This is a genomic window from Sphingobacterium olei (assembly GCF_005048855.1).
Lineage (GTDB): Bacteria > Bacteroidota > Bacteroidia > Sphingobacteriales > Sphingobacteriaceae > Sphingobacterium > Sphingobacterium olei.
The window spans coordinates 456044-479874 of sequence record NZ_SUME01000003.1; the positions used below are offsets into that span (position 1 = coordinate 456044).

At 38.5% G+C, this 23831-nt stretch carries 17 protein-coding genes and 1 tRNA gene; 5 read left to right on the top strand and 13 right to left on the bottom strand.

Going from position 1 to position 23831, the window contains the following annotated elements; translation table 11 throughout:
- Positions 1-5 precede the first annotated feature (5 nt).
- Both FAZ15_RS09215 and FAZ15_RS09220 read right to left on the bottom strand, forming a co-directional pair.
- On the bottom strand, positions 6-1463 hold the full coding sequence (locus tag FAZ15_RS09215) for an LptF/LptG family permease (protein WP_136901017.1): 1458 nt from the start codon (positions 1461-1463) through the stop codon (positions 6-8).
- Between the two features lie 68 nt (positions 1464-1531).
- Entirely contained in the window at positions 1532-1909 is a 378-nt protein-coding gene (locus tag FAZ15_RS09220; RefSeq protein ID WP_136901018.1) for an START-like domain-containing protein, read from the bottom strand.
- Between the two features lie 255 nt (positions 1910-2164).
- On the opposite strand from FAZ15_RS09220, the gene FAZ15_RS09225 reads away from it, so the two are divergent.
- Together FAZ15_RS09225 and FAZ15_RS09230 are read left to right on the top strand one after the other, a co-directional pair.
- Positions 2165-2238 (top strand) — tRNA-Met (locus tag FAZ15_RS09225).
- A 302-nt stretch (positions 2239-2540) separates the two neighbouring features.
- Entirely contained in the window at positions 2541-3179 is a 639-nt protein-coding gene (locus FAZ15_RS09230) for an outer membrane beta-barrel protein (protein WP_136901019.1), read from the top strand.
- 227 nt (positions 3180-3406) lie between these two features.
- Here the strand turns inward: FAZ15_RS09230 and rpsJ are convergent, their stop codons facing one another.
- From rpsJ to fsa, 7 genes are all read right to left on the bottom strand, one after another.
- Positions 3407-3712, bottom strand: a complete 306-nt coding sequence (rpsJ, locus tag FAZ15_RS09235) for a 30S ribosomal protein S10 (RefSeq protein ID WP_002993539.1) — start codon at positions 3710-3712, stop codon at positions 3407-3409.
- A 123-nt stretch (positions 3713-3835) separates the two neighbouring features.
- Positions 3836-5959, bottom strand: a complete 2124-nt coding sequence (fusA, locus tag FAZ15_RS09240; RefSeq protein ID WP_136901020.1) for an elongation factor G — start codon at positions 5957-5959, stop codon at positions 3836-3838.
- 137 nt (positions 5960-6096) lie between these two features.
- On the bottom strand, positions 6097-6564 hold the full coding sequence (gene rpsG, locus FAZ15_RS09245; RefSeq protein ID WP_136819823.1) for a 30S ribosomal protein S7: 468 nt from the start codon (positions 6562-6564) through the stop codon (positions 6097-6099).
- Positions 6565-6583: 19 nt separating this feature from the next.
- On the bottom strand, positions 6584-6997 hold the full coding sequence (gene rpsL, locus FAZ15_RS09250; protein WP_002993550.1) for a 30S ribosomal protein S12: 414 nt from the start codon (positions 6995-6997) through the stop codon (positions 6584-6586).
- 105 nt (positions 6998-7102) lie between these two features.
- Positions 7103-9232: a ribonuclease R gene (gene rnr, locus FAZ15_RS09255; protein ID WP_136901021.1), complete on the bottom strand. Its 2130-nt coding sequence runs from the start codon at positions 9230-9232 to the stop codon at positions 7103-7105.
- A 507-nt stretch (positions 9233-9739) separates the two neighbouring features.
- Complete coding sequence (locus tag FAZ15_RS09260; protein ID WP_136901022.1) at positions 9740-10201, bottom strand: Fur family transcriptional regulator; 462 nt, start codon at positions 10199-10201, stop codon at positions 9740-9742.
- A gap of 88 nt (positions 10202-10289) precedes the next feature.
- Complete coding sequence (gene fsa, locus FAZ15_RS09265; protein ID WP_136901023.1) at positions 10290-10949, bottom strand: fructose-6-phosphate aldolase; 660 nt, start codon at positions 10947-10949, stop codon at positions 10290-10292.
- A gap of 188 nt (positions 10950-11137) precedes the next feature.
- On the opposite strand from fsa, the gene FAZ15_RS09270 reads away from it, so the two are divergent.
- Positions 11138-12376, top strand: coding sequence for an MFS transporter (locus FAZ15_RS09270; RefSeq protein ID WP_136901024.1), 1239 nt, complete (start codon positions 11138-11140; stop codon positions 12374-12376).
- Here the strand turns inward: FAZ15_RS09270 and FAZ15_RS09275 are convergent.
- From FAZ15_RS09275 to FAZ15_RS09290, 4 genes are all read right to left on the bottom strand, one after another.
- Entirely contained in the window at positions 12347-12790 is a 444-nt protein-coding gene (locus FAZ15_RS09275; protein ID WP_136901025.1) for an aspartyl protease family protein, read from the bottom strand. The two genes, FAZ15_RS09270 and FAZ15_RS09275, sit on opposite strands and share 30 nt — an antisense overlap.
- 106 nt (positions 12791-12896) lie before the next feature.
- Positions 12897-13835 (bottom strand): malate dehydrogenase, encoded by a 939-nt coding sequence (locus tag FAZ15_RS09280; RefSeq protein ID WP_136901026.1) that lies wholly within the window; start codon positions 13833-13835, stop codon positions 12897-12899.
- 103 nt (positions 13836-13938) lie between these two features.
- Complete coding sequence (tamL, locus tag FAZ15_RS09285; RefSeq protein WP_136901027.1) at positions 13939-16275, bottom strand: translocation and assembly module lipoprotein TamL; 2337 nt, start codon at positions 16273-16275, stop codon at positions 13939-13941.
- Positions 16244-21526, bottom strand: coding sequence for a translocation/assembly module TamB domain-containing protein (locus tag FAZ15_RS09290; RefSeq protein ID WP_136901028.1), 5283 nt, complete (start codon positions 21524-21526; stop codon positions 16244-16246). The genes tamL and FAZ15_RS09290 overlap by 32 nt, the downstream gene beginning before the upstream one ends.
- 275 nt (positions 21527-21801) lie before the next feature.
- Here FAZ15_RS09290 and FAZ15_RS09295 point away from each other — a divergent pair, with 275 nt between their 5' ends.
- Positions 21802-22473: a response regulator transcription factor gene (locus tag FAZ15_RS09295; RefSeq protein ID WP_136901029.1), complete on the top strand. Its 672-nt coding sequence runs from the start codon at positions 21802-21804 to the stop codon at positions 22471-22473.
- Positions 22474-22476: 3 nt separating this feature from the next.
- Positions 22477-23757, top strand: coding sequence for a sensor histidine kinase (locus FAZ15_RS09300; RefSeq protein ID WP_136901030.1), 1281 nt, complete (start codon positions 22477-22479; stop codon positions 23755-23757).
- Positions 23758-23831 lie beyond the last annotated feature (74 nt).

Below are 23831 nucleotides of genomic sequence, written 5' to 3' on the forward strand. Positions count from 1 at the left end.
AAAGGTCAAAAGTGCTGTTTTAAGGACAGGAATCGCTTTTTTATCCAATTAAAAAAAGATAGAGCCTTTATTTTATATTGATCTACATCAAACAAAGCGGAGTCTGTTGTGGATTTATAGGTCAAGAACGCAGCCAAGGGGCTCAATACAACTATGGCCATCCACATACCCCAAAAAGGATCTAACCCTCCGTCTTTCGCTGATTTTTCAGCTACGGTAGCAATGATATGGTATATCAGAAAGAAAATTATAGCCATGACTACTGGAGCACCCAATCCACCCTTGCGAATAATAGCACCAAGGGGGGCTCCAATTGCAAACAATAATAAACAGGAAACGGCGAGTGTAAACTTCCGGTGATATTCAATTTTATAGCGAATGTCTTTATCTTTCAGTATTTTGAAATCGGATAACTTGTTCGTATTTATATCCGTTATTTGTTGCGCTTGACTTAAAGCGTTGTTAATGATATTTCGCTTCGTTTCTTCCGAAGTGTGCGCCAAAATATCCCCGTTAAAATCCACTTGTGCTGGTTTGATGTCAGCTTGTCGGTAGTAGGGAGTGTTATAATAGATGTAGTGATTGTATTCCTTAACCAATGAGTTATGCATACTATCCATCTCGATTTGATTCGAATCTGTTTTTAATTTTAATTGACGGATATTCATCATTTGATGATGAGATTTGAAAAGATTTTCGTCGGTACGTTTAAAATTAAACGCTTCCATGTCAAATTTTTGCTCGGTTTCCTTAAAGTGAAAACGTGTAAATTGTTGGCGAGGGTCGTATCGTTTGGCATTTTTTACCCTAGCATCTTCATACCGTACCCCATCTATCAATTTGATGATCATGTATTTTTGATCACGAGAATTATATATAAATCCTTCTTTGGCTATCATGACATTGCTGGAAGCATTTCCCCCTTTATGGTCGTAGATAGTCAGATCGTATAGCGTTTTCCCATCTTCACTCTTACTTTTAGCACGTATGGCATACCCTGGTATGGTATTGTTAAACACTCCGGGTTTGATCAGAAAATCTGCCTGCTTCTGACGTACATCATATAGAAGTGAGCCCATTTTTAAATTGACGATGGGAAGGATATAGTCGGAAAAAAGGAACGAGGACATACTAAATAATCCTACTAATACAAACAGGGGTGTCATTGCTTTACGTAATGATACACCTGCTGCCTTTATCGCTACCAATTCGTAGCTTTCTCCAAGATTTCCAAAAGTCATAATCGAGGATAAAAGCATAGAAAGGGGTAATGCCATCGACAACTGAACAGCACATTGATAACCGATTAGTTCCAAAATTACATACCACTCAAATCCTTTTCCGATTAAATCATCAATGTATTTAAACAGAAAAAGCATTAAAAGCACAAACATCACAATACAAAATGTGACTAGAAAGGGCTTTATAAATGCTTGTAAAATTAGTAAGTGAACCTTCTTCATATCAGCGAATCCATTCCTATAACGTCAAAAACGAGGAGTATGATAATACGCTACAAAGATAAGATTTTTTAGGCACCAATTACGCTTTGTAAATAGCTTATCGAATTATCCCATATTTTTTTACGGTCTTCGACATTTTCATCTTTTGCATAATCCGTGATAGCTAAGGCTACATCATTAGTCAGTTCATCTTGGATAATCTCCATTTCGAAGAAATTTGGCTCATCGTCAATCCACTTAAATTTAACTGATTTATTTTCTTTAGAGGTGGCGACGCGAGCTTTAAACGATTCCCCATCCCACATGAATTCGTAAACACCGTCATGGTAATTCACGTCGTCAGCAAACCACTGTGCCAATTCGTTGGGCTCGACCAAATATGGATACAGAATGCGAGGTGATGAGTTTATAATGTATTCTAGGGATATTTTCGTTTTTTCCGCCATATCTAATATGTATTTATAATCAATAAAAGTTATATAATTAATTGATATTGTATTTCTGTAATAATACATATTTATTGTGTCATTGTAAAGCCCCTGTATTTTTTTTTATTCACAATAAGGAGTTTTTTCACATCTATAGTATTCATTTTTAGTAATTTGTGGCCTAGAGTGCATTTTAGGGCAATTTTGGTAATAAATTCTAAAAAAAATTACTTTGAAAACGATTCCTTATTACTATATTTGCATACCGAAAACGGCGGGGTAGCTCAGATGGTTAGAGCGCAGGATTCATAACCCTGAGGTCGGCAGTTCGATCCTGCTCCCCGCTACAGATAGAAAGCTTCAAGTAATTGGAGCTTTTTTATTTGGATCAATAATATCGATTGCTCGTCTCAAACGAAGCACTTTTGATAATTTGTTTAATGTTGCCCATATTATTTTGGTATTTAATAATAATTCTATTGTTTATTTGATGAAATAATAATTTCTACTGAAATGTCTGTTGTAATTAACTGATCATTAATAGGTTGTTGCATTGTTACAATTTAATGACTAAAATGTAATCTGATTTTTTTGCTTGTAAAGTCAGAAAGTTTAGATTTGCATCAGTTTAATTTAAAACAATAAAAATATGAAAAAATTATTACTTACTTTGACTGCTGTAGCAGGAATGACATTTGCGTCTAACGCACAAGAATTTGGTTTTGGAAAAGGTGATTTCCTCGTAGAAGGTAACTTCAACTCTTCAAATACAAATGACAAAAATACGAAAGAAAAAACAGCTACTTTCAATTTCAATCCTAAAGCAGGTTATTTCGTAACGGATAAAATCGCAGTTGGTGTGGATCTTGGATTTGGACAAAACAAAGAAACTACTTTCGATAATAATGACGTCAAAACTATCGATACTGAAAAAGCATTTGGTATCGGTGCTTTCGGTCGTTACTATTTCTTAGAAGTGGGCTCTCGCTTCAAAACATATACTGAAGTAGGTGTAGGGTATGCGAACACGACAGGGGAGACTAAAGTAGGGACAGATACAAATGATCATCCTAAAATTAATGGTTTCGGTGCTAACGCAGGAATTGGTGCTAACTACTTCTTGACTGACAAAATCGCGATTAACTTTGCTTTTGCCGATGTGATTTCTTTTGGATCTGCTAAAGCTGATGTAGATGGAGCTGAGTCTGTGTCTACGTTTAACACTAACGTTAACGTATTCAATAACTTTTTTGAAACAGCTAAATTTGGATTGACATTCAAATTCTAAGAATCTTTTCCTGATTAGAGAAAAATAGGGGGTGCAGATTATTTTACACCCCTTATTTATGTTTATGAGTAAAGTAAAATGGTCGCTCGTTTCTGAGTTAACTCATGAAATGACGGGTACTGTCTCCGTTTTAGTAGATCAATAACATATTAATACCAATAAGGAATATAATAGAAAAAGGCTCCTGTTTTACGAGAAGCCTTTTTTGTTTCATTCATGAAATCCTATCACACTTTGATTTCAACTTCGACACCCGAAGGTAATTCAAGTTTCATCAATGCGTCAACAGTTTTAGAGTTAGATGAATAAATATCTAACAATCTTTTGTACGCACACAATTGAAATTGCTCACGTGCTTTTTTGTTAACGTGTGGTGAACGTAAAACGGTGTAGATCTTTTTCTCCGTAGGCAATGGAATGGGACCACTCACTACTGCACCTGTAGGTTTTACTGTTTTTACGATTTTCTCAGCTGATTTGTCAACTAAATTGTAATCGTATGATTTCAATTTGATTCTGATTCTTTGGCTCATTTTTATTTGTTTAAGATGATGACCCCTGATTAGAGCTATTCGCAACCAACGGTCGGTTTAATCTTTGGAATAAAGATGAAAGACTCCATGTCCTTCATCTTTGCTCCTGATCTTTAATCAATATTATTCTACAGATCCTTTTATTCTGCCTTTTGATTTCGCAATTACTTCTTCAGCAACATTACGAGGCGCTTCAGCAAAGTGATCGAATTCCATTGTAGAAGTAGCACGTCCTGAAGTAATCGTACGTAATTGTGTTACGTAACCAAACATCTCAGAAAGAGGTACTAATGCTCTAATAACCTGTACGCCATTACGTGAGTCCAAACCTTGCATTTGACCACGACGACGGTTTAAGTCTCCCATTACATCACCCATATTTTCTTCTGGTGTTAAAACCTCTATTTTCATAATTGGTTCCATTAACACTGGAGAACATTTTGGTAATGCCTCACGGTATGCTGAACGAGCTGCTAATTCAAAAGATAGGGAATCTGAATCGACAGCGTGAAACGAACCATCAATCAAACGAACTTTCATACCAGATAACGGATATCCAGCTAACACACCGTTTTTCAATGATGTTTCGAATCCTTTCTGAACTGAAGGGATAAACTCTTTTGGAATTTTACCGCCAACGATTTCGTTTACAAATTGAAGAGGTGATTTACTTAAATCGAAATCTTCGTCTACTGGAGAAATAACAACTTTAATGTCCGCGAATTTACCACGACCACCTGATTGTTTTTTGAATACCTCACGGTGCTCTGTAGTACCGTTAATAGACTCTTTGTACGATACTTGAGGAGCACCTTGGTTAACCTCAACTTTGAATTCACGTTTCAAACGATCGATCAAAATCTCTAAGTGAAGCTCACCCATACCAGAGATAACGGTTTGACCAGTTTCCTCGTCCGTTTTTACTACGAATGTAGGATCTTCCTCAGCTAATTTACCAAGACCAATACCTAATCTGTCAATGTCAGCTTGAGTTTTTGGTTCAATAGCTAAACCGATAACTGGCTCAGGGAAGTTCATCGACTCTAATACGATAGGGTGTTTTTCATCACATAAAGTATCACCAGTTTTGATATCTTTAAAACCAACAACAGCACCAATATCACCAGCCTCAATGAATGGGATAGGGTTTTGTTTGTTAGCGTGCATTTGGAAGATACGAGAGATACGCTCTTTATTGCCTGAACGCGTGTTCAAGACATAAGAACCAGCATCTAATTTACCTGAATAAGCACGGATGAAACACAAACGACCTACGAAAGGGTCAGTTGCAATTTTGAAACCTAATGCAGCAAAAGGCTCCTTAACATCTGGTTTACGTAATAATTCTGCACCTGTATCAGGATGAGTTCCTTTAACACCTTCTGAATCCATTGGTGAAGGCAATAATTCCATTACTAGATCCAACATGGTTTGTACACCTTTATTCTTGAAAGACGAACCACAGACCATAGGTACGATAGAGTTATCCAATACAGCTGCACGTAATGCATTTAAGATTTCGCGCTCAGTCAACGAATTCGGATCATCGAAGAATTTCTCCATCAAAGTCTCATCATAACCAGCTACTGCTTCTAATAATTTCTCACGGTACTCCGCTACTTCTTCAAGCATATCTTCTGGAATAGGCACTTCGGTAAAGGTCATACCTTTATCATGCTCATTCCATACGATACCACGGTTATTGATCAAATCAACTACACCTGTAAAAGAATCTTCAGCACCGATAGGCAATTGCAACGCTACGGCATCAGAACCCAACATTGATTTTACTTGACCAACTACTTTTAAAAAGTCTGCTCCAGAGCGGTCCATTTTATTAACGAAACCGATACGAGGAACTTTGTAATTGTCGGCTAACCGCCAGTTCGTCTCAGACTGAGGCTCTACACCATCAACTGCTGAGAATAGGAATACTAATCCGTCTAATACACGTAATGAGCGGTTTACCTCAACCGTGAAATCCACGTGTCCAGGAGTATCGATTACGTTTACTTGGTATTTGTTACCACGGTATTGCCAGAATACAGTGGTTGCAGCAGAAGTAATTGTGATACCGCGTTCCGCTTCCTGCTCCATCCAGTCCATTGTAGAAGCACCTTCGTGAACTTCACCAATTTTATGGTTTACACCTGAATAGTAAAGAATACGTTCAGTTGTAGTAGTTTTACCAGCATCAATGTGCGCAGCGATACCGATATTTCTAGTGAATTTTAAATCTCTTGCCATAATATTTTTATGCACTTAGCCTTATAAAGCTTTGTTTAATTGCAATATTTGTAAAAATAAGTACACCGACTCCGATAATCGAAAGAGTTCTATTATCTGGAGTCGGTGTAATCATATTTGATTCTTTGTTTTCAAAATTAGAATCTGAAGTGTGAGAACGCCTTGTTAGCTTCCGCCATTTTGTGCGTATCTTCTTTCTTCTTAACAGCAGCACCTTCACCTTTAGAAGCTGAAATGATTTCTCCTGCTAATTTTTCGAACATTGTTTTTTCACCACGTTTACGTGAGTAAGAAATTAACCATTTCATACCTAAAGCGATTTTACGCTCAGGACGTACTTCCATAGGAACTTGGAAGTTAGCACCACCAACACGACGAGATTTAACCTCTACTGCAGGCATAACATTGTTTAAAGCTTTTTTCCAAGTCTCCAAACCGTTCTCTTGTGTTTTTTGTTCTACTAATTCTACTGCGTTGTAAAAAATTGAATATGCGATAGATTTTTTACCATCGTACATCATGTTATTTACAAAACGTGTTACCTGAGTGTCGTTAAACTTTGGATCAGGTAAAATGATTCTCTTTTTTGGTTTTGATTTTCTCATTTTCTTTCCCTCCGTTTAATTATTTCTTTTTACCTTTTGCTGGAGCTGCAGCTGCTTGTCCTGGTTTAGGACGCTTAGTTCCATATTTTGAACGACGTTGGTTACGGCCTGCTACACCTGATGTATCCAATGCACCACGGATGATGTGGTAACGTACACCTGGTAAATCTTTTACACGACCACCACGGATTAAAACGATAGAGTGCTCTTGTAAATTGTGACCTTCTCCGGGGATGTAAGCGTTGACCTCTTTACCGTTTGTTAAACGTACACGAGCTACTTTACGCATTGCTGAGTTTGGTTTTTTAGGGGTAGTAGTATATACACGTGTACATACACCTCTTCGCTGTGGACAGCTGTCCAACGCTGGAGACTTACTCTTGTCTACCAGAGCTACTCTACCTTTTCTAACTAATTGTTGAATAGTAGGCATTTACCTGTTCTGTTTTTAATTTATGTAAATTAATTTTTTAAAGTCTGCAAAGATATGTATAATGTTTTTAAATATAAAGACTTATGTGTAAAATGTTTTGCAAACCTAGCTGATTAATATAAAGTCTATTTGTCTTTTTTCCAGGTCTACTTTCTTTACCTTGATTTGAACCTCATCTCCTAGTTGATACACTTGCTTTTTACGTTGCCCGATTATGGCATAGTTCTTTTCGTCTAAGGTGTAAAAATCATCTGTAATATCACGAAGACGTACCATTCCTTCACATTTATTCTCCGCTATTTCTACATACATGCCCCATTCGGTCACGCCTGACACCAAGCCCTTATATTCCACACCGATCTGATCCTGTAAGAATTCAGCTTGCTTGTATTTGATCGACGCGCGCTCGGCTTCAGCTGCCTTTTTCTCCATTTGCGAGGAGTGCTCTGCCATTTTCTCGTAATGCTCCACATTAACTTTCCCGCCGCCATCTAAGTAGAATTGTAAAAGGCGATGCACCATGACATCAGGGTATCTCCGGATAGGAGAGGTGAAGTGGGTGTAATAATCGAATGCAAGACCGTAGTGGGATGTGTTTTTGGTTGTGTAGATGGCTTTCGCCATAGATCGTACGGCAAGGGAAGTTAAAAGGTTCTGCTCTTTTGAACCTTCGATTTTTGTCATCAGTGCGTTCAGGGACTTAGCCGTCTCCTTGTCGGATTTGATATTCAGCTTATGTCCAAAACGGAGGGCAAACTGGGAGAAGTTGGCCAAAGTGTCTGGTTTAGGTACATCGTGAAAACGGTATACAAAGGCAAGTTTATTTTTTCCGCGGCCCTGTTTTCCAATATACTCGGCCACCTTGCGGTTGGCTAACAGCATGAAATCTTCGATTAGTTTGTGTGCATCTTTTCTGATCTTTGTATAGACGCCTAGTGGTTTGCCATTTTCATCCAGTTGGAATTTTACTTCTTCACTTTCGAAACTGATAGCCCCGTTTTTGAATTTACGTTCACGTAGTATATAAGCTAGTTCGTTTAGCTTTAGGAGTTCGGGTGCAAACTGTCCCTCTTTGTTCTCTAGGATTTCTTGTGCTTCTTCGTAGCTGAATCGGCGGTCAGAATGTATGATCGTGCGGCCAAACCACTGATCGAGGACGTTTGCTTTTTCATCTATTTCAAATACGGCCGAAAAACACAACTTGTCTTCGTTCGGACGTAAGGAGCATAGGTCATTCGACAGCCGTTCGGGTAACATCGGGATGACACGATCGACCAGGTATACCGACGTAGCGCGTTCGAAAGCTTCCCTATCCAGTGCGCTATCTGGCATAACATAATGCGAGACGTCTGCAATATGGACGCCGATTTCATAATTTCCGTTTTCTAATGTTTGGAAAGAAATAGCATCATCAAAGTCTTTCGCGTCGGCAGGATCAATGGTAAAAGTAAGGATATCTCTGAAATTCCGCCGTTTAGCAATTTCTTCTTTTGTGATTTCACCGACGATGCTGTTTGCTGCTTCTTCTACTTCTTTCGGGAAGTTAAGCGGAAAACCGAAATCTGCCAAAATCGCATTCATCTCGGTGTTGTTCTCCCCTTTCTTGCCTAGGATATCTTTTACTTTTCCGATGGGGTTTTTTGCATTCTTTGGCCATTCGATGATGGACACCACGACCTTCTCCCCATCTTGCGCTCCATTTAGGTTGTCTAATGGTATAAAGATGTCGTGGTTCATTTTTCGGTCATCGGCTAAGAAGAAGGCATAACTTTGGGAGATGTCGATCGTACCTGTGAAATCACTCTTGGCGCGTTGGATAATTTCGACTACTTCGCCCTCTCTCTTCTTGCCCTTGCCACGTTCATAAACGTGTACTTTTACGATATCATTATGTAATGCTTGGCGGAGTTTTCTAGGGGCTACAAAGATGTCATTTTCGAGTTCGTCATCAGGTACAATGTAGGCTGATCCGTCGGCTGTCATATCGACCTTTCCCGTGACATAGACATTGAGCTGTTTCAGCTTAAATTTTCCTCTTTCAGGCTGAACGAACAATCCCGATTTTGATGCGTCATTGAGAATCTCAGCAATTGCAACTTTTGAATCCGAATCGGATATGTTGAGTTTTGAAGCGACTTGCTTGTAGTTGAGTTTTTGATTGGCTGATTTTTCGAAAGTATCCACAATCATCCGTGTCAATACTTCCTTATAAGGATTCTCTTTTTTTGATTTCATTCGTTTATTTTTTTTATCTCACTTTGTTTTTCTTGAAGTAGGGGAGAACAGACTACTCGCATAAACATAACATACGGGCTGTATGCTTGTTTTGTACAATATACAAAAAAAACAGTATTTGACACGAATTTAAAAATGTGTTGTCTCTTGCTGAATTTGAATTTCTGTATATTTACTGTTTATTTCTTTTAGTTTGATTAATGTTTTGTTTATTAATGTTTTGTGATTGTGTTTTGCTAAATTTTTAATTTTATAACACGCTTTTAATCCAATTTAACCAAAGGTTTGTCTTAGCCGTGTTTATTTCTTATGTTTTGCTAAATATTTTGTTTAAACTATTTGTTTTTTTTATTTGTTTAAATATCACTTTTTAAGTGTTTTATGTTTATTTTGATAAAATTTTAGCTCGTATATTTTTATATTAATTTAGCTCATTTTTTTAGACAAGGGAGTACTCCTACAATCTCTTTAAGGTCGTCACGGAAAAATGTAAAAAGTAGGGTGTAGTTAAGTCTGCGACTGGCAATTTTCGCACAGTCCCACTGCATTTATTGCAATAGAATGTAAGGAGAATCTAGGAGGAAGATTAATTTTGGGTAGAGAAATTTCATTAAGGCAATATACACTATTGCACACTGAACATATGAAATGTACGTGCTGATCATGGTGATGATGTTCGCTGCATTTTGTAGAACAGATGGCGTAAGTTGCTGTACCATTCAGATCAAAAATCTTATGTAAAATTCCTTTTTCTTCAAAGCTTGCAAGAATGCGATACAGTGTAACGCGGTCAATATCCGCACCCAATAATTTCTCTAACTCGGGTTGAGAAATTGCCGCTGTTTTCGTGGAAATAGTATCTAAAACGCGAAGACGAGGTTGCGTTACTTTAAGGTTATTTGATCTTAAAAGACGTGTAAATTCTTCAGTAGTTTTTTGAGGGTTTTCTCTGTTATCTTCAATATCCATACTTGTAAAATTACGTAAAATTTAGAGCATAAAAAAACCTCTCTGCTTCAACACAGAGAGGTTGGAGATTTTTCAGAAAGATGTCGTTTTATTTACCTGCAGCTTTTGCGTGATCTGCCAAAAATTGAGCAAGACCACTATCCGTTAACGGATGTTTTAATAAAGATGTTATTACCGATAACGGACCGGTCATCACATCAGCACCGATCTTCGCACAACCCAATAAGTGTGCGCTGTGACGTACCGATGCAGCTAAGATTTGAGTAGAAAATCCGTAATTGTCATAGATCAAACGAATCTCTTCAATCAGACCTAATCCATCTACCGAGATGTCGTCAAGACGACCGATAAAAGGAGAAACATACGTCGCTCCGGCTTTTGCTGCTAGTAAAGCCTGGCCCGCAGAGAATACCAATGTGCAGTTAGTTTTGATACCCTTGCTACTGAAATATTTGATTGCTTTGACACCGTCCTTGATCATAGGTACTTTAACTACAATCTTATTATCTAAAGCTGCTAAAGCTTCGCCTTCTTTGACCATATCGTCGTAGTTAGTGGAGATAACTTCTGCACTCACATCTCCATCAACAATCGCGCAGATTGCTTTATAGTGATTAATCACGTTCTCCTCACCGCTAATGCCTTCTTTTGCCATTAAGCTTGGATTCGTCGTAACCCCATCAAGGACACCTAGATCTTGTGCTTCTTTGATTTGAGCCAAATTGGCTGTGTCAATAAAAAATTTCATATGTATATATTTTGTTTTTTAATATACTTAAACATGTATGGTTCGTAAATTGCTGAAAAACAGTTTTTATTAAAGTTGTTAAAACTTTACGTTTTTAAAGCTGTTACAAAGGTAATTATATTCTTTACAACTATAAAGATTTAAAGCTAAATCAGCTTATATAAATCGAAGAATCGATATCAGCGTTAATGGAGATTTTTAGATCCTTACAATATCCTAATTTCAGATTGCATACCATTGGTCAATCTCTTTCGCTTTTGGGCACCTGGATGCAACGTCTTGCAATTAGCTGGCTGGTCTATAAATTGACAGATTCTATTTTTTTATTGGGGTTTGTGTCGTTTATTTCCCTACTTCCATCGTTGGTCTTATCCCCATTTATAGGAAGTTTTATCGATAAGAGACCAAAGTATAAACTGGTTTTCAATACACAGATCTTACTGATGATCCAGGCGGGTCTGTTAACATTATTGGTGTTTTTTGGAAAGGAATCGGTCGTCTGGCTTAGCGCGTTGGGGTTTCTTCAAGGGGTGATCAATGCTTTTGATGTTTTGGGTAGACAGGCTTTACTCGTTTCTTTAGTAGACGGAAAGAAAGATCTGTCCAATGCAATAGCGTTAAATTCGTCAGTATTTAATGCTGCTAGGATGGTTGGACCTGCTATAGGAGGTATATTGTTGAGTACCTATGGTGAATTGGTATGCTTTTTTATTAATTTTTTGAGTTTCATACCCGTGATTACAACATTGCTGCTCATGAGGGTCAAAGAGGAGCCTAACACTGGTCTCAGCGGTACTTCTAATTGGCGAGGACTTGTGGATGGATTTGACTATCTGAAACGTTCACCTCATATCGCATCATTGATTGTTATCATGGCTTTTTCGAGTCTATTTGTCATCCCTTATACTTCGTTATTGCCCGCCGTAGCACGAGATCTTTTTTTAGGAGATGAAACCACATTTTCATGGTTCGAAAGTGCAGCCGGTCTAGGTGCGATGATAGGAGCGGTAAATATGGCGCGATTAAAATCCGGGGAAAATTTACGCTACCGTGTTCTGTTTGCAGCACTCATGATGGGAGTGTCACTGATTCTCTTGGCTTTTTCGCATTTTCTTCTTTCCGCTCTGATTTTTACGGTTTGTGTTGCATTTGCGATGATGATGCAGAACTCCAGTATTAATACCTATATCCAGACACATGCTTTGCCCGCTTACCGCGCGCGCATCATGTCTTATTATGTGATGGCATTTCAAGGAATATTTCCGATCGGAAGTTTGTTAATAGGAGGGATTGCCGAAATGATGGGAATTAAAGCCACACTATATTTTATGGGATCAATAGGGGTAATGATCTCCGTTGCTTACTATACTTATCTGCGGCTACACATCCACCGTCGCTTATTCAAGACGAGAAGCTCTGGAGCGTAACCGTAGTGTAAATTTTCTATAGTCAATTAACGCACCATGTCTCAACAGGATATCACCGCCAAGAACACCTATGACGGGAGCGAAATTCATTTGCTGATAGGCGTAGTTGATAGAGGATAGATCCAACACAGCGACCTGTAATTTTTTTGTTGACCAGGCATTGATTCGGAAAAGAGGAAGGTCTAAGATAAAGCTCTCCATGTTGGTAATGCCTAAACCTGTCGATAGTATATTTGTGTTTTGGAATTTACTTTCTTCAATTCCAGCATTTAAAAGGGTCGTTTTATCCAACACTGTTTTGGAGGCACCTGTATCTACGACCATTTTAAATGGTTTGTCAAAAATTTCTACGTCTATAATAATGTGAATGCCGTCTCCTTCCAGACTAAGAATTTCTAAGGGTATAATATGCATTAAAAAATGATTTCTGTATTCTGTACTAAAAAACGCAAACAAAGCACATCGTGTAACAAATAAGAAACGACAGGTTTGTTTGCGTTCGATATATATTTGATGCGTGCTATATTAGATTGCTCTCTTTTAGGACATTATTCATATTTCGTACGGCATCAGCACTTGCTTTGAAAAGTTCTTTTTCGCGGTCACTTAGTTGAATAGGGACGATTCTCTCCCAGCCATTCTTATTGATAATAACGGGTACACCAATATTGATATCTTCTTCACCAAGTTCACCCTCCAAATATACGGATGCCGTAAATAGTCGATTCTGATTTAGCACTATGCTCTCTACCATTGCGGCTGCGGCTGCTCCGGGAGCATACCAGGCAGATGTACCGATCAGTGCGGTAAGCGTCGCTCCGCCTACCATCGTTTTTTTAACAATCTCTTCTTGTTCTCCCTCATCTAAGAAGTTAGTAACTGGAATACTGTTCCACGTAGCATGATCGATTAAGGGAATCATCGTGGTATCGCCGTGGCCACCAACTACAATCGCATTTAAATCGTTAGGAGACGCGTTGAGTTTTGTCGCTAACTGATATCTAAAACGCGCGGAATCCAATGCGCCACCCATCCCAATTATTCTGTTTTTTGGTAAGCCGCTCGATTTAAAAGCTAAATAAGTCATGGTGTCCATCGGGTTGGATACGACCAAAATAATAATATCCGGAGAATACTTTACTAAATTTTCAACAACAGTCTTTACGATATTCGCATTCGTACCTATCAGTTCTTCACGTGTCATGCCCGGTTTCCTTGGAAGACCAGAGGTGACAACAGCTACAGCAGATCCTGCGGTCTGCAAATAATCATTTGTTACACCCTTTATTTTGGAATCAAATCCTAATAATGCGGCGGTCTGCATCATATCCTGCGCTTTGCCTTCAGCTACCCCTTCCTTAATATCCAAAAGAACGATTTCTTCGGCAATATTTCTTCTGACCAGATTATCTGCTGTTGTAGCTCCTACAGCACCGGCACCAATAACAGTTAACTTCATAGCATTTTATTTTGAATGTTGTCTTTTTAAACTTACGAAATATTGCTTGAAAATGCGAATGATATAAACGCAAAATCCGAAGAAATTTCTTCGGATTTGTCTTTTAAAAAGGATAGCCTATTGCTAAATTGAAAATCAGATTATTTTCTCTCCATTTTCCGCTGCCCAAATCAATATCCTTGAACACCCATCGATCCGACTTAGCATTGTAGGGAATCCGAAATGGAATGGCAAAGTCGGTTCTTAAAATCAGAAAGTCAAAATCAAATCGTAGGCCAGCACCACCGCCGACAGCGAGTTCAGATAGAAACTCTTTCGACAACCTGCCGCCAGGTTTATTGTCATCCCTATTTTGCAGCCAGATATTTCCGGCGTCTATAAATGCTGCCCAATGTAGGAATCCTGCTATTTTAGCACGATACTCTGTGTTGAGTTCGAGCTTATAATCACCAGTCTGATCGGCAAAAAAATTATCCTGACCTAGATTTTCGGGAAGAGAAGATCCGGGACCGACAGACCTAGCTCGAAATGCGCGAAGTCCATTCGGACCGCCTGTGAAATACTGTTTTAAATAGGGTAAGGAACGTGAATTTCCATAAGAATAACTCGTTCCTATCATAATGCGAGAGGCTAACTGGGAGTTGGTCGATAGTTTCATATAATGCCTGAAATCACCCTCGAGTTTTACAAACTGGCTATAGACCGTGTTAAAGAGTTCTTTTATATTTCCTTCACTGGCATTGGCTCCTTGGATAAGACCTAAAACGTTTCCGGAAAGATTAACGCCCCCTTTAAAATAAAACGTGTGCTTTTTTTCCTGCTGCATGGTATTCGTATACGTAAAGTTGTAATTAGGGCCGAACGAAAACTGAGGCTCAATAATATGTCTCAAAGTAGGAACGGTATCCATCTGCGCTTCGTATTCTGGGGTCACATTACGGGGTTGTACGTATATAATTTCCGCTAGTGCTAAGTCATGTTGTTTTCTGTCATTTTCTTTCCAATTGTATCCATAATTAAGACTGGTAGAATTTAATGTATACGCAGTACGTCTATTCAGAAATTCATAGCCCAGTTTCAGATAAGTACGTGGAATATACTTCCTCGAGGGAGCCCATTTGTACGGAGATAGCAGACGAGGCCAGGTAATGGCCGCTTCGGCACCATATCGGTAATAGGATGAGTTTAGATTAACGTTACCGCCGGTTTGAGTTTCATAACCTCCAAAAACATTTAAAGTCAATGTCTCAAAACCGCGGAATGCATTCCTTAATGTCCATGTAACATTTGCTTCTGACCCATTGTAGACCGTAGCGGTCTTGCCTAATACTTCAAATCGCAAGGATTTTTTAGGTAGTGGGGTCAGATAATAATATACGTCTAATGTATTCACCGAATCAGGGTTGTCTTCGAAATTGTTTTTGACAAATTTAAATGTGTTTAGATTGACCAAATGATTAATGGTTTGGTTATGGTCATGTCTATTATAGTATTCACCTCGCTCAAAAAAGATATGGTTGGCGAGTACCTTTCGACGGTAGGTTTTATTACGATCGATAATGTAATAATTATTAGCGAACAATTCCAGATTCCGTGGACGACTCTGCCGCTGATATCCCTCTGTGTTCAACGTATAGTTGGGATAAATAAATATGTTGCCGATTTTTTGAGGATGTATGGCTTTTTCTGAAGTTTCTGGCTTCAAATTAACATACATGTTTACCTTATGATCTCCAATAGTACTATCCACTTCAACCAAGAGGTTGTCTGGGCTGAAATAGTAATAACCTTGATTCTTCAGATCGTCATCTATTCGCTCGCGTTCATTGATAATAACATCCAAATTGTAGTTCTTCCCCTTTTGCAACAACGATTTGTCCCGGGTTTCTAAAATATCTACTCCAATTTGACGCGTACTGTCAATATCAAATTTGACGGAGTTAATCCGATAGATGCTTCTCGGGATACCGTAATAAGTAACTGTTGCAAATTTACCATTGATAGAGGTGTCTGAAGAAAAAGATGCATTAAAAAAACCTAAGTTTTCTAATCGGTTTCGGAGTAAGTTCTCGTTGTATTCACGGTTCACATCACTTAATAATATAGGTTCTTCTCCTTGACGTTTGAGCCATCTTCGGACAAAGTTTGTCGTTGAATCAGTCCCCCCTCCCATATTCCAAAGGGATAGTTTCCATCTCCATCCCAGAATTTTTGAATTCGGTTCAGGACGTAACATGGATTCTAAGCTTTCTTCGAAGGCTTCTTTGCGGTCGGTGGCTACACCGGTATCTACCTGCAGTTCTACTTTGCCCTCGTCATACAATTTTTCGTCTTCCGTCAGGTACTTGGTCGAATTACACGAGCTTACGAGGATTCCAAGGATAGCCAATAATGTTATTATTTTTTGGTTAATCATTTTCATACCTTTCCTCATCTTCATTTCTTATCACTGTATTTGCCGTGTCTTTTATTGCTTTTGTTGAATTAGTATCGGTACTGTTGTTAGTCGAATCGGGCTGTTGCTTTAATTCCTGCCGCTCTCTTTCTCGTACTCGTTTTCGAAATTCAGGACTGTGTTTCATCAAACTGTCGCGCAAGATCAACCGTACGCTGTCACGATATACGGAGTCGGAGTCCATTCGTTCCACATCAAATCTTCTTCTGAAACTTCGTGTATCCGCGTTATAATATTCTTCTAGAGCCTTGGAGTTCATGAACAATTCTTTAAACTTATTATAGTCCATAGTGATGATGAAGCCGATTCCCGTTTCAACAAACTGTCCTTGTAACGTCGCTTGATACTGATTTTTGCGGTACACGCGGGCGAAATACCTGCCGTCCTTAGATAATTGGTAGTCCAATGAAATATCACCGGCTATATTGCTGGGTTTTTCACCAGGGCGCGTGTTACCTTCAACTTCAAAGTTAGAACCAATGGTCACCTTAAGTCTATCGTCAAAAAGCATTTTTGAAACACCTACATTTAGATCAGTTCGGTTTTGACCGGATCCGGTCAGATAATCCTGTTCCGACTGCAAATTGAAATCCAACTCTACACCCTTGATCAAATCGGAGGCAAGATTATTTAACTGTGCCGTTAGCAGTGAGCTGACGGAATTCCGCGCCATACCTTCAACACCTCCACCACCTGATAAACTTTCGAAAGGGTTGGCGGACATAAATCTTCCGAGTATAATCAATGAGAATACCTGCTTATTTAATTCTGCCGGATCTTCTCGTATCGTAGTTAGGCCGATATTGACTTTACTTACAACATCTTGGGATACCATAGCATTATCTTCATCCATGTCAATGTCAAAGTTAATATTTGGCTTGAATAATTCACCTGTCAAAATCAATTTGACGTCAAATGGAATACGTTGTTTATAAAGGTTCTGATTTTCTGCTCCAATCTGATTACTTACTAGTTCCAATGTCGGGAATTTCCCTTTGTAAAGAGCAGTGATATCAAGCCGGGCATCTAATGGATCTCCGTTCCACGTGATAGTACTTCCTTTCTGAAATTTAAACGCCCTGCTCACAGGTCCGAAGTTGAACGAATAATTACCATCTTCTACCGTATATGTGCCCGACATGGTAATGTTACTATTTGCATCTATCGTAGTATTTAATTCCGCTATACCTTGGATATTGAGCGCATCCTGTGATCCCTCATCGATAATAACCTTAAATTTCGCTCCAGGATCGGTCGATATATTAAGTGCCACATCAAATCCTGAGAGGGTAGATGCGGTCGTTAGGGAGTCCAGTTTTGCAAATACATTGGCCCGTGAAGTATCGCTTTTATCGACAAACTTAACCACGCCATCCCGCTCTGCAACGCCCGGATTTTCATTAGGAATGATAAAGACAAAATCCGTATTCTCATTTACACTGATATCACCATCAACCGATGGTTTGTTCAGATTTCCGCGTACGCGGATGTTCGAGCTTACATACAATTTGCCAAAGAAAAGATCGTTGTCTTCCCGTGTTGAATTCACAACAGCAAAATCATCTGTGGTAAGGTTCAGGTTGAAATCAAAATCACTATACGTGGTGGTGCGTACAGTACCGTTCAAGCGGGCAAAATTGCCTCTAGCATCTTTAATCTCGAACTGCCTGAATTGAATACCTTGATTATTGAAGGAAATTTTCTGATTGTTCATCAAGAAATCTGCGTTAAGCATCGTGACATTTAATTTACCCTGCTGGAAAGTCAGTTCCCCATTAATCCGGGGCGCCGCAGTGCTGCCTGTAATTTTTAGGGACCCTACCAAATCTCCATCTGCATCTTGCAGTGATCCCATACTGAATGCCTGAACGGTCGTTAATTTCATGGGTTTAAGATCCAGTGTAGCATTAAAGCTGGACTCGCCGGTAGGAGGAGTGTAATATTGACCTATTAATTGCACATCATTTCCATTTTCTGTGATGCGAACGTCAGCTGCAAACGTATTTTCGGTTTCATTATTTACTTTTACAAGTATATTACCTATGGTATCTGCTCCAAAAAAGAACTTTTTTATTTCTATATCAGAAACAAAGACAGGACTGCTTTCTAATCGGGAGAGGGTCGCAGATCCATTGATGCCACCACCGAGGTCTAACGTTTCTGATTCGAGCATTTTACTGAATGTCTCTATCCTGAAATTATTGAATGTTACATCAATGGGGGCATTTAATGTAGAGTCTTGTGACTGAATTAATAGTTCCTGCCCGTTGTTAGACAGTCTAAAATCATGAGCGCGGATACCATCTGTACCGAAGGCAATTTCATTGGCAGACGAAATATTCCACTTATCATAGTTCAGCATAAGACCGTCTTCAAATAGGCTTAAGATATAATTGTTTTCGTTGACGGCCATTTTAGCCCCTAGATGATAACGGTCTTTCTCTTGTTTATCCTTAATCCACAGACCAAAGTCAAGATTATTTTCAATGACCTTTCCGCTCAATACGGTATTGATCAATTCGATATTACTGATTTTAATACGGTTGATTAGTGCTGAATAATAAAGTGTACTATCTAATGTATTAATGTCTATTCCCACATTTTCCACCTCCATGCCGTCATATATTATCTTCGGCGCAATTAATTTGGCCATAATACTTTTACTCTTACTATCAAAAGTACCATCCAGTGTTACATCCTGCATCTCTTCAAGCTGTGGAAAGAAATCACGGATGAACCGGGAATTATTTATTGCAGCTGAAAATTCAAAGTTTTGATCTTCGTACCGTGTGGTGTCGGGAAGTACATTTTTTGGATTATAGTACACTTGGGAAATATCCTGTATGGAACTACCCAGTTCGGTAAGTTTGTATTTTCCAACCAAATGCGCATTTAGGAATTCCGAGTTCAGCACTAGCGTATTTCTACTCGTGTCTGCGATTGCCGCCAGTGATATGGTATCTAGCGCAAACCGATTTTCATTATAGGCAATAGAAGATTGTGTAATGTCAATTTTCCCATTGAGGTAGTTTAAATCTGCAGTTTCAAAATCTGCAGTTATTTTTCCATGATAACGGATGTGATCGGTCGTCAAGTTCAGATTCTTGAGATTTACACTATCTATCATCAATTCCATGTTCGCTTTTGGGTACTGCCCTCTCATATCGGCGGCGAGATCAAGATTAAATTTGATATTAGGATCAGGACTAGTAACGTTTCCGGCAATATCGCCGTCATTCGCAGTGAGATCAAGTACAATACCTTTATAGCTATACCCCATTGCATCTAACCTGTTAATTGTCCCGCTTACCTCCGCTGCCATAGTTTGTGGATTCAGCCCGTGACCTTTTATGTTGGCGTCCATAGCAATGATTCCTAGCACAGAATCCTGATTTAAGATATGACCAATATTAAAGTTGTCTATCGATACGTATGCATCGTAGGTAGTATCTCTTTGCCCCATATTTAAAGAACCATTTACGGTGGCATTTCCTTTATCTGTTATCAAACTCATATTGACATCTCCGCCAGACATTCCACCTTTTAATGTGCCAGATAATGAAATGGAGTTAGGTAGTTGTATGCTGTCGGGAAGCAACGATTTATCCACCAATCGTTCGATATCACGTCTGCTGGTGGTAAACTTTTTGAGGCTAAGATTTACATTCATTCGATCCATATCTGGCAGTCCGCTGATATCTGCACTTGCAATAATATGCGTATTATCAAGGGTTTTAAACTCCAGTTTTGGGATATGCAGGTCATTTAGTCTGCCTTGGATACGTCCGTCTAAGTAGAACCGTTTAGTAATCAACGGTTTCATGGCCTCTATATTTTCTAGATCAGGCACAAAATATCGTATATCTGACATGTCAATTTGGCTTTTATTGATACGCGCATCGATAGTCATGCTGCTTGGATTACTGCTGATGGCTTCCAAGGAAGGGTATGTTACTTTGATATAATCGCGAATAATGGTTTTATTAGTTTCCGCTAATAAATTTTCAATCGTCGCTCCAGTACTAGAATATACAAAATCTGCTTTTAGCTGTTTGAGATAAAAGCCGGAGTGATCTTTTATGGAAAGATTAGCTAGGGAACCTGAAATGGAATCTGCAGCGTAATAGAGGTCGTCCAATCCCCCGGCAAGATCGGTTATCTTAATATTCGAGTAGTCGAATCCTTTTGTACGGGATTGATTATCGTCTTTAAACCAAAAATTGGTTTTCTCTATAGAGAGCTTGTTTGCTGAGACAATCCAACTCATCGATGCACTCGTATCTGCTAGAGCACTATTTACCTTAGCATTATTCTGCTTTCCAAAGAACACATACGAATCAGATTCTTTCAGCATAATTTCGTTGAGTCGAACGATTTCCTTATTAAGATCTATTTCTGCCACATTTGCAGATAAGTTTTTAATGTAAAATTTCGTGTTCATCGCCGAAGAGCTATCGGTATACCGTACTAAAATATCTTTCAGAATGATTGACCTGGTCGCCAAATTGGGCAACAGTGAAGAGTTTTCTACAGATTGGTCTGTAATGCCAAAATCCTCAGCAGTAGGAGTAGTGGCAGCTGTGGCCGGAGCCCATTGTTTGATGTCTGCATTTAGACCCGTAATATGAATGACCGGCATGTCAAAAGACATATTGTTGGTCAGATCAAAATTCTTAACACGGGTATCAAAATGTGTTAAACCAATGTCGGCAGAAGTGCCGATCATGTCGTCTTTGTAAATAAAACGGATACGATCAAAATTTACTTTATCAATATCAAATACTAAGGCCGATGCGGTATCAGTATCAATGGCACTTTCTTTTTCCGAGGTAAAAGCTTTTAATATATAATCAAAATTGAACGCTCCGTCTGGTGCTGTACGTATTATTTTGGCGGTAATACCCGCAAGATCTAATTCTTGGATTTCAACTGTATTTTTAAATAACTTGAACATATTGATGTCGACAGATAGCTTCTCTCCGGCTAAGAGCGTGTCTTGACTCTGATCTTCAAAATAGACATTTTCTAATACGAGCTTTTTGGGAAAAGTGATATTGATATAACCAATATTTACTGGTGTACCAATTTTGTTTTCCAAATAACTAGTTACTTTTCCAACGACATAATTCTGTACGGATGGCAACCTTATTAAGAAAATAACTAATAGAAGCAAGGCTATTATAGCGCCTAGGATCCACAGAATGGTTTTTAGAAAAATACGGCTTAATCTGTTCAATTTACGTGTATATGTTAAGTTATCCTATTTGTGACTTATTGTTAATAACGTAAAAGTAATTTAAATGTTTATGTTTTGAAGGTTTTTGGTGCTGATTTGCAATAAAAAACACGAAAAATATTTTTTCGCTAAGCTAAAATTTTTATTGTCTGTTGCCTCAATTCCTAAATTTTTCCTAATTCTGTAATTAGATTGTATTTTTAAACAAGAAAAACTCATCGACACTCGATCTAACTTACTGAAGACGAGAGAAGTCCGGAAGTAACTATATAGGGATGAAAATATTAATTATAGAAGACGAAGTAGAATTATTGCATAACGTGCAGGAATTTCTGGAGCAGGAAAGTTACTTGATAGAGTCCGCGACGAATTATGACGCTGCTGTAGAAAAAGTTCTTTCCTATCAATACGATTGTGTATTATTGGATATTATGTTGCCTGGAGGAAATGGCTTGGATATTCTTCGTGTGCTTAAGAAAGAAAAGAAAGATCAACCCGTACTGATATTATCTGCTAAGGATTCTGTTGAAGATAAAGTGCTGGGTTTAGAAATCGGAGCAGACGATTATTTGGCAAAACCATTTCATCTTTCAGAATTGTTAGCGCGTGTTAAATCCATTATTCGTCGTCACATGCACCATGGAAATCCAGTTATTTCTTACAAAGATGTTACATTGAACCCAGATTTAAGACAAGTACAGATAGGTGATAGAGACATCACATTAAATAGGAAAGAATATGATATTTTGTACTATTTGATGCTGCGTCCGAATAAACTGATGGAGAAAACGACTATTGCGGAGACAGTATGGGGAGATAATATCGATCAGGCAGACAATCTAGACTTTATCTATTCACAAATAAAGAACTTAAAGCGCAAGTTGAAAGAGGCGGGGGCACAAATAGATATTCAGGCAGTGTATGGAGTGGGGTATAAGTTGATTTAAACGATGGACGTTTCGGTAAAGAATTATACAAATAGATACATCATCATTACCATATTGGTCGTCATGGCTATATGGGCTTTGTTATTTTACGCTGTATTGATGGACGAAGTGTACGACAATGTAGATGATGGTCTAAAGAATCAAAAGATCGAAATTATTCGGGAGGCGTATATTAATTCAGATATACTGAATAACACCAGGGAATTCGGAATCAATCAGTTCCGGATATTGCCAGGTAATGCGGATGATTTTACAGACAGAAACCATTTCACGAATGAACTGATTTATATGCCTTACGATGATGAAGATGAACCTTATCGGGTATTGAGAACCGGGTTTTATAGCAAAGAAGGAAATCCTTATCTACTAGAGATACGTACATCCACGGTAGAACAAGATGATTTTTTAATCAATTTAGCGATTTCGCTAACCGTACTTTACATGGTTATTATCCTGAGCATTCTCGTGGTAAACCAGTTGATATTAACTAGAGCGTGGCTCCCATTTACCCGGATCCTTTCCAATCTCAGCAATTATCGTTTCGGAGATGTATCTTCTTTTCAACTTGTAGAAACGAAGGTTAAGGAATTCAACGAATTGAATAGTCAGATTAGCCTCATGATCCAACGCAACGAATCTGTGTTTAATGAGCAGAAACGATTCTTGGAGAATGCTTCCCATGAATTGCAGACACCCTTGGCGATTACAATTAATAAATTGGATCTTTTGTTGCAAGATGATAAACTTTTGGAACAGCAGCTCGTTAAAATAGCAGAAGCAAAACAATCGCTCCACCGGATGGTGGGTCTTAATAAATCACTTTTAATGCTTTCTAGAATAGATAATCATCAATATAAAGAAATTGAAAACGTAAATTTCAACGAACTGACAAAAGAGCTTTTACGGGATGTCGAAGATTATGTTAGTTTTCGGGAGGTAAAATTTAATTTAATTGAAGAAGCCATATTTAACACTTCGTGTAATCCAGATTTAGCAAGGATATTGATTTCTAATTTGCTTCGTAATGCGATTAAACACAATACCAATCCCGGTGTAATAGACATTCAAATTTCTTCCAATAGACTGGATATCTGTAACCCGAGTACATCAGGGGCATTGAATCCTCAATATATTTTTGAACGATTCCATAAGGGGTATCAAGATAGTCAGTCCAATGGCTTAGGGCTTTCGATTGTCAAGTCGATCGTTGAGACGTATCCAAATCTGGAGATAGCGTACCGATTTGAAAATAATTTTCATGTTTTTTCGCTAATTCGCTCGTAATTCCTAAATCCTTCCTAATTCGTATCTGAAATTTGTTTAAACAAGTGCAGGGAACCCCATTAGAGCTTTCTGCA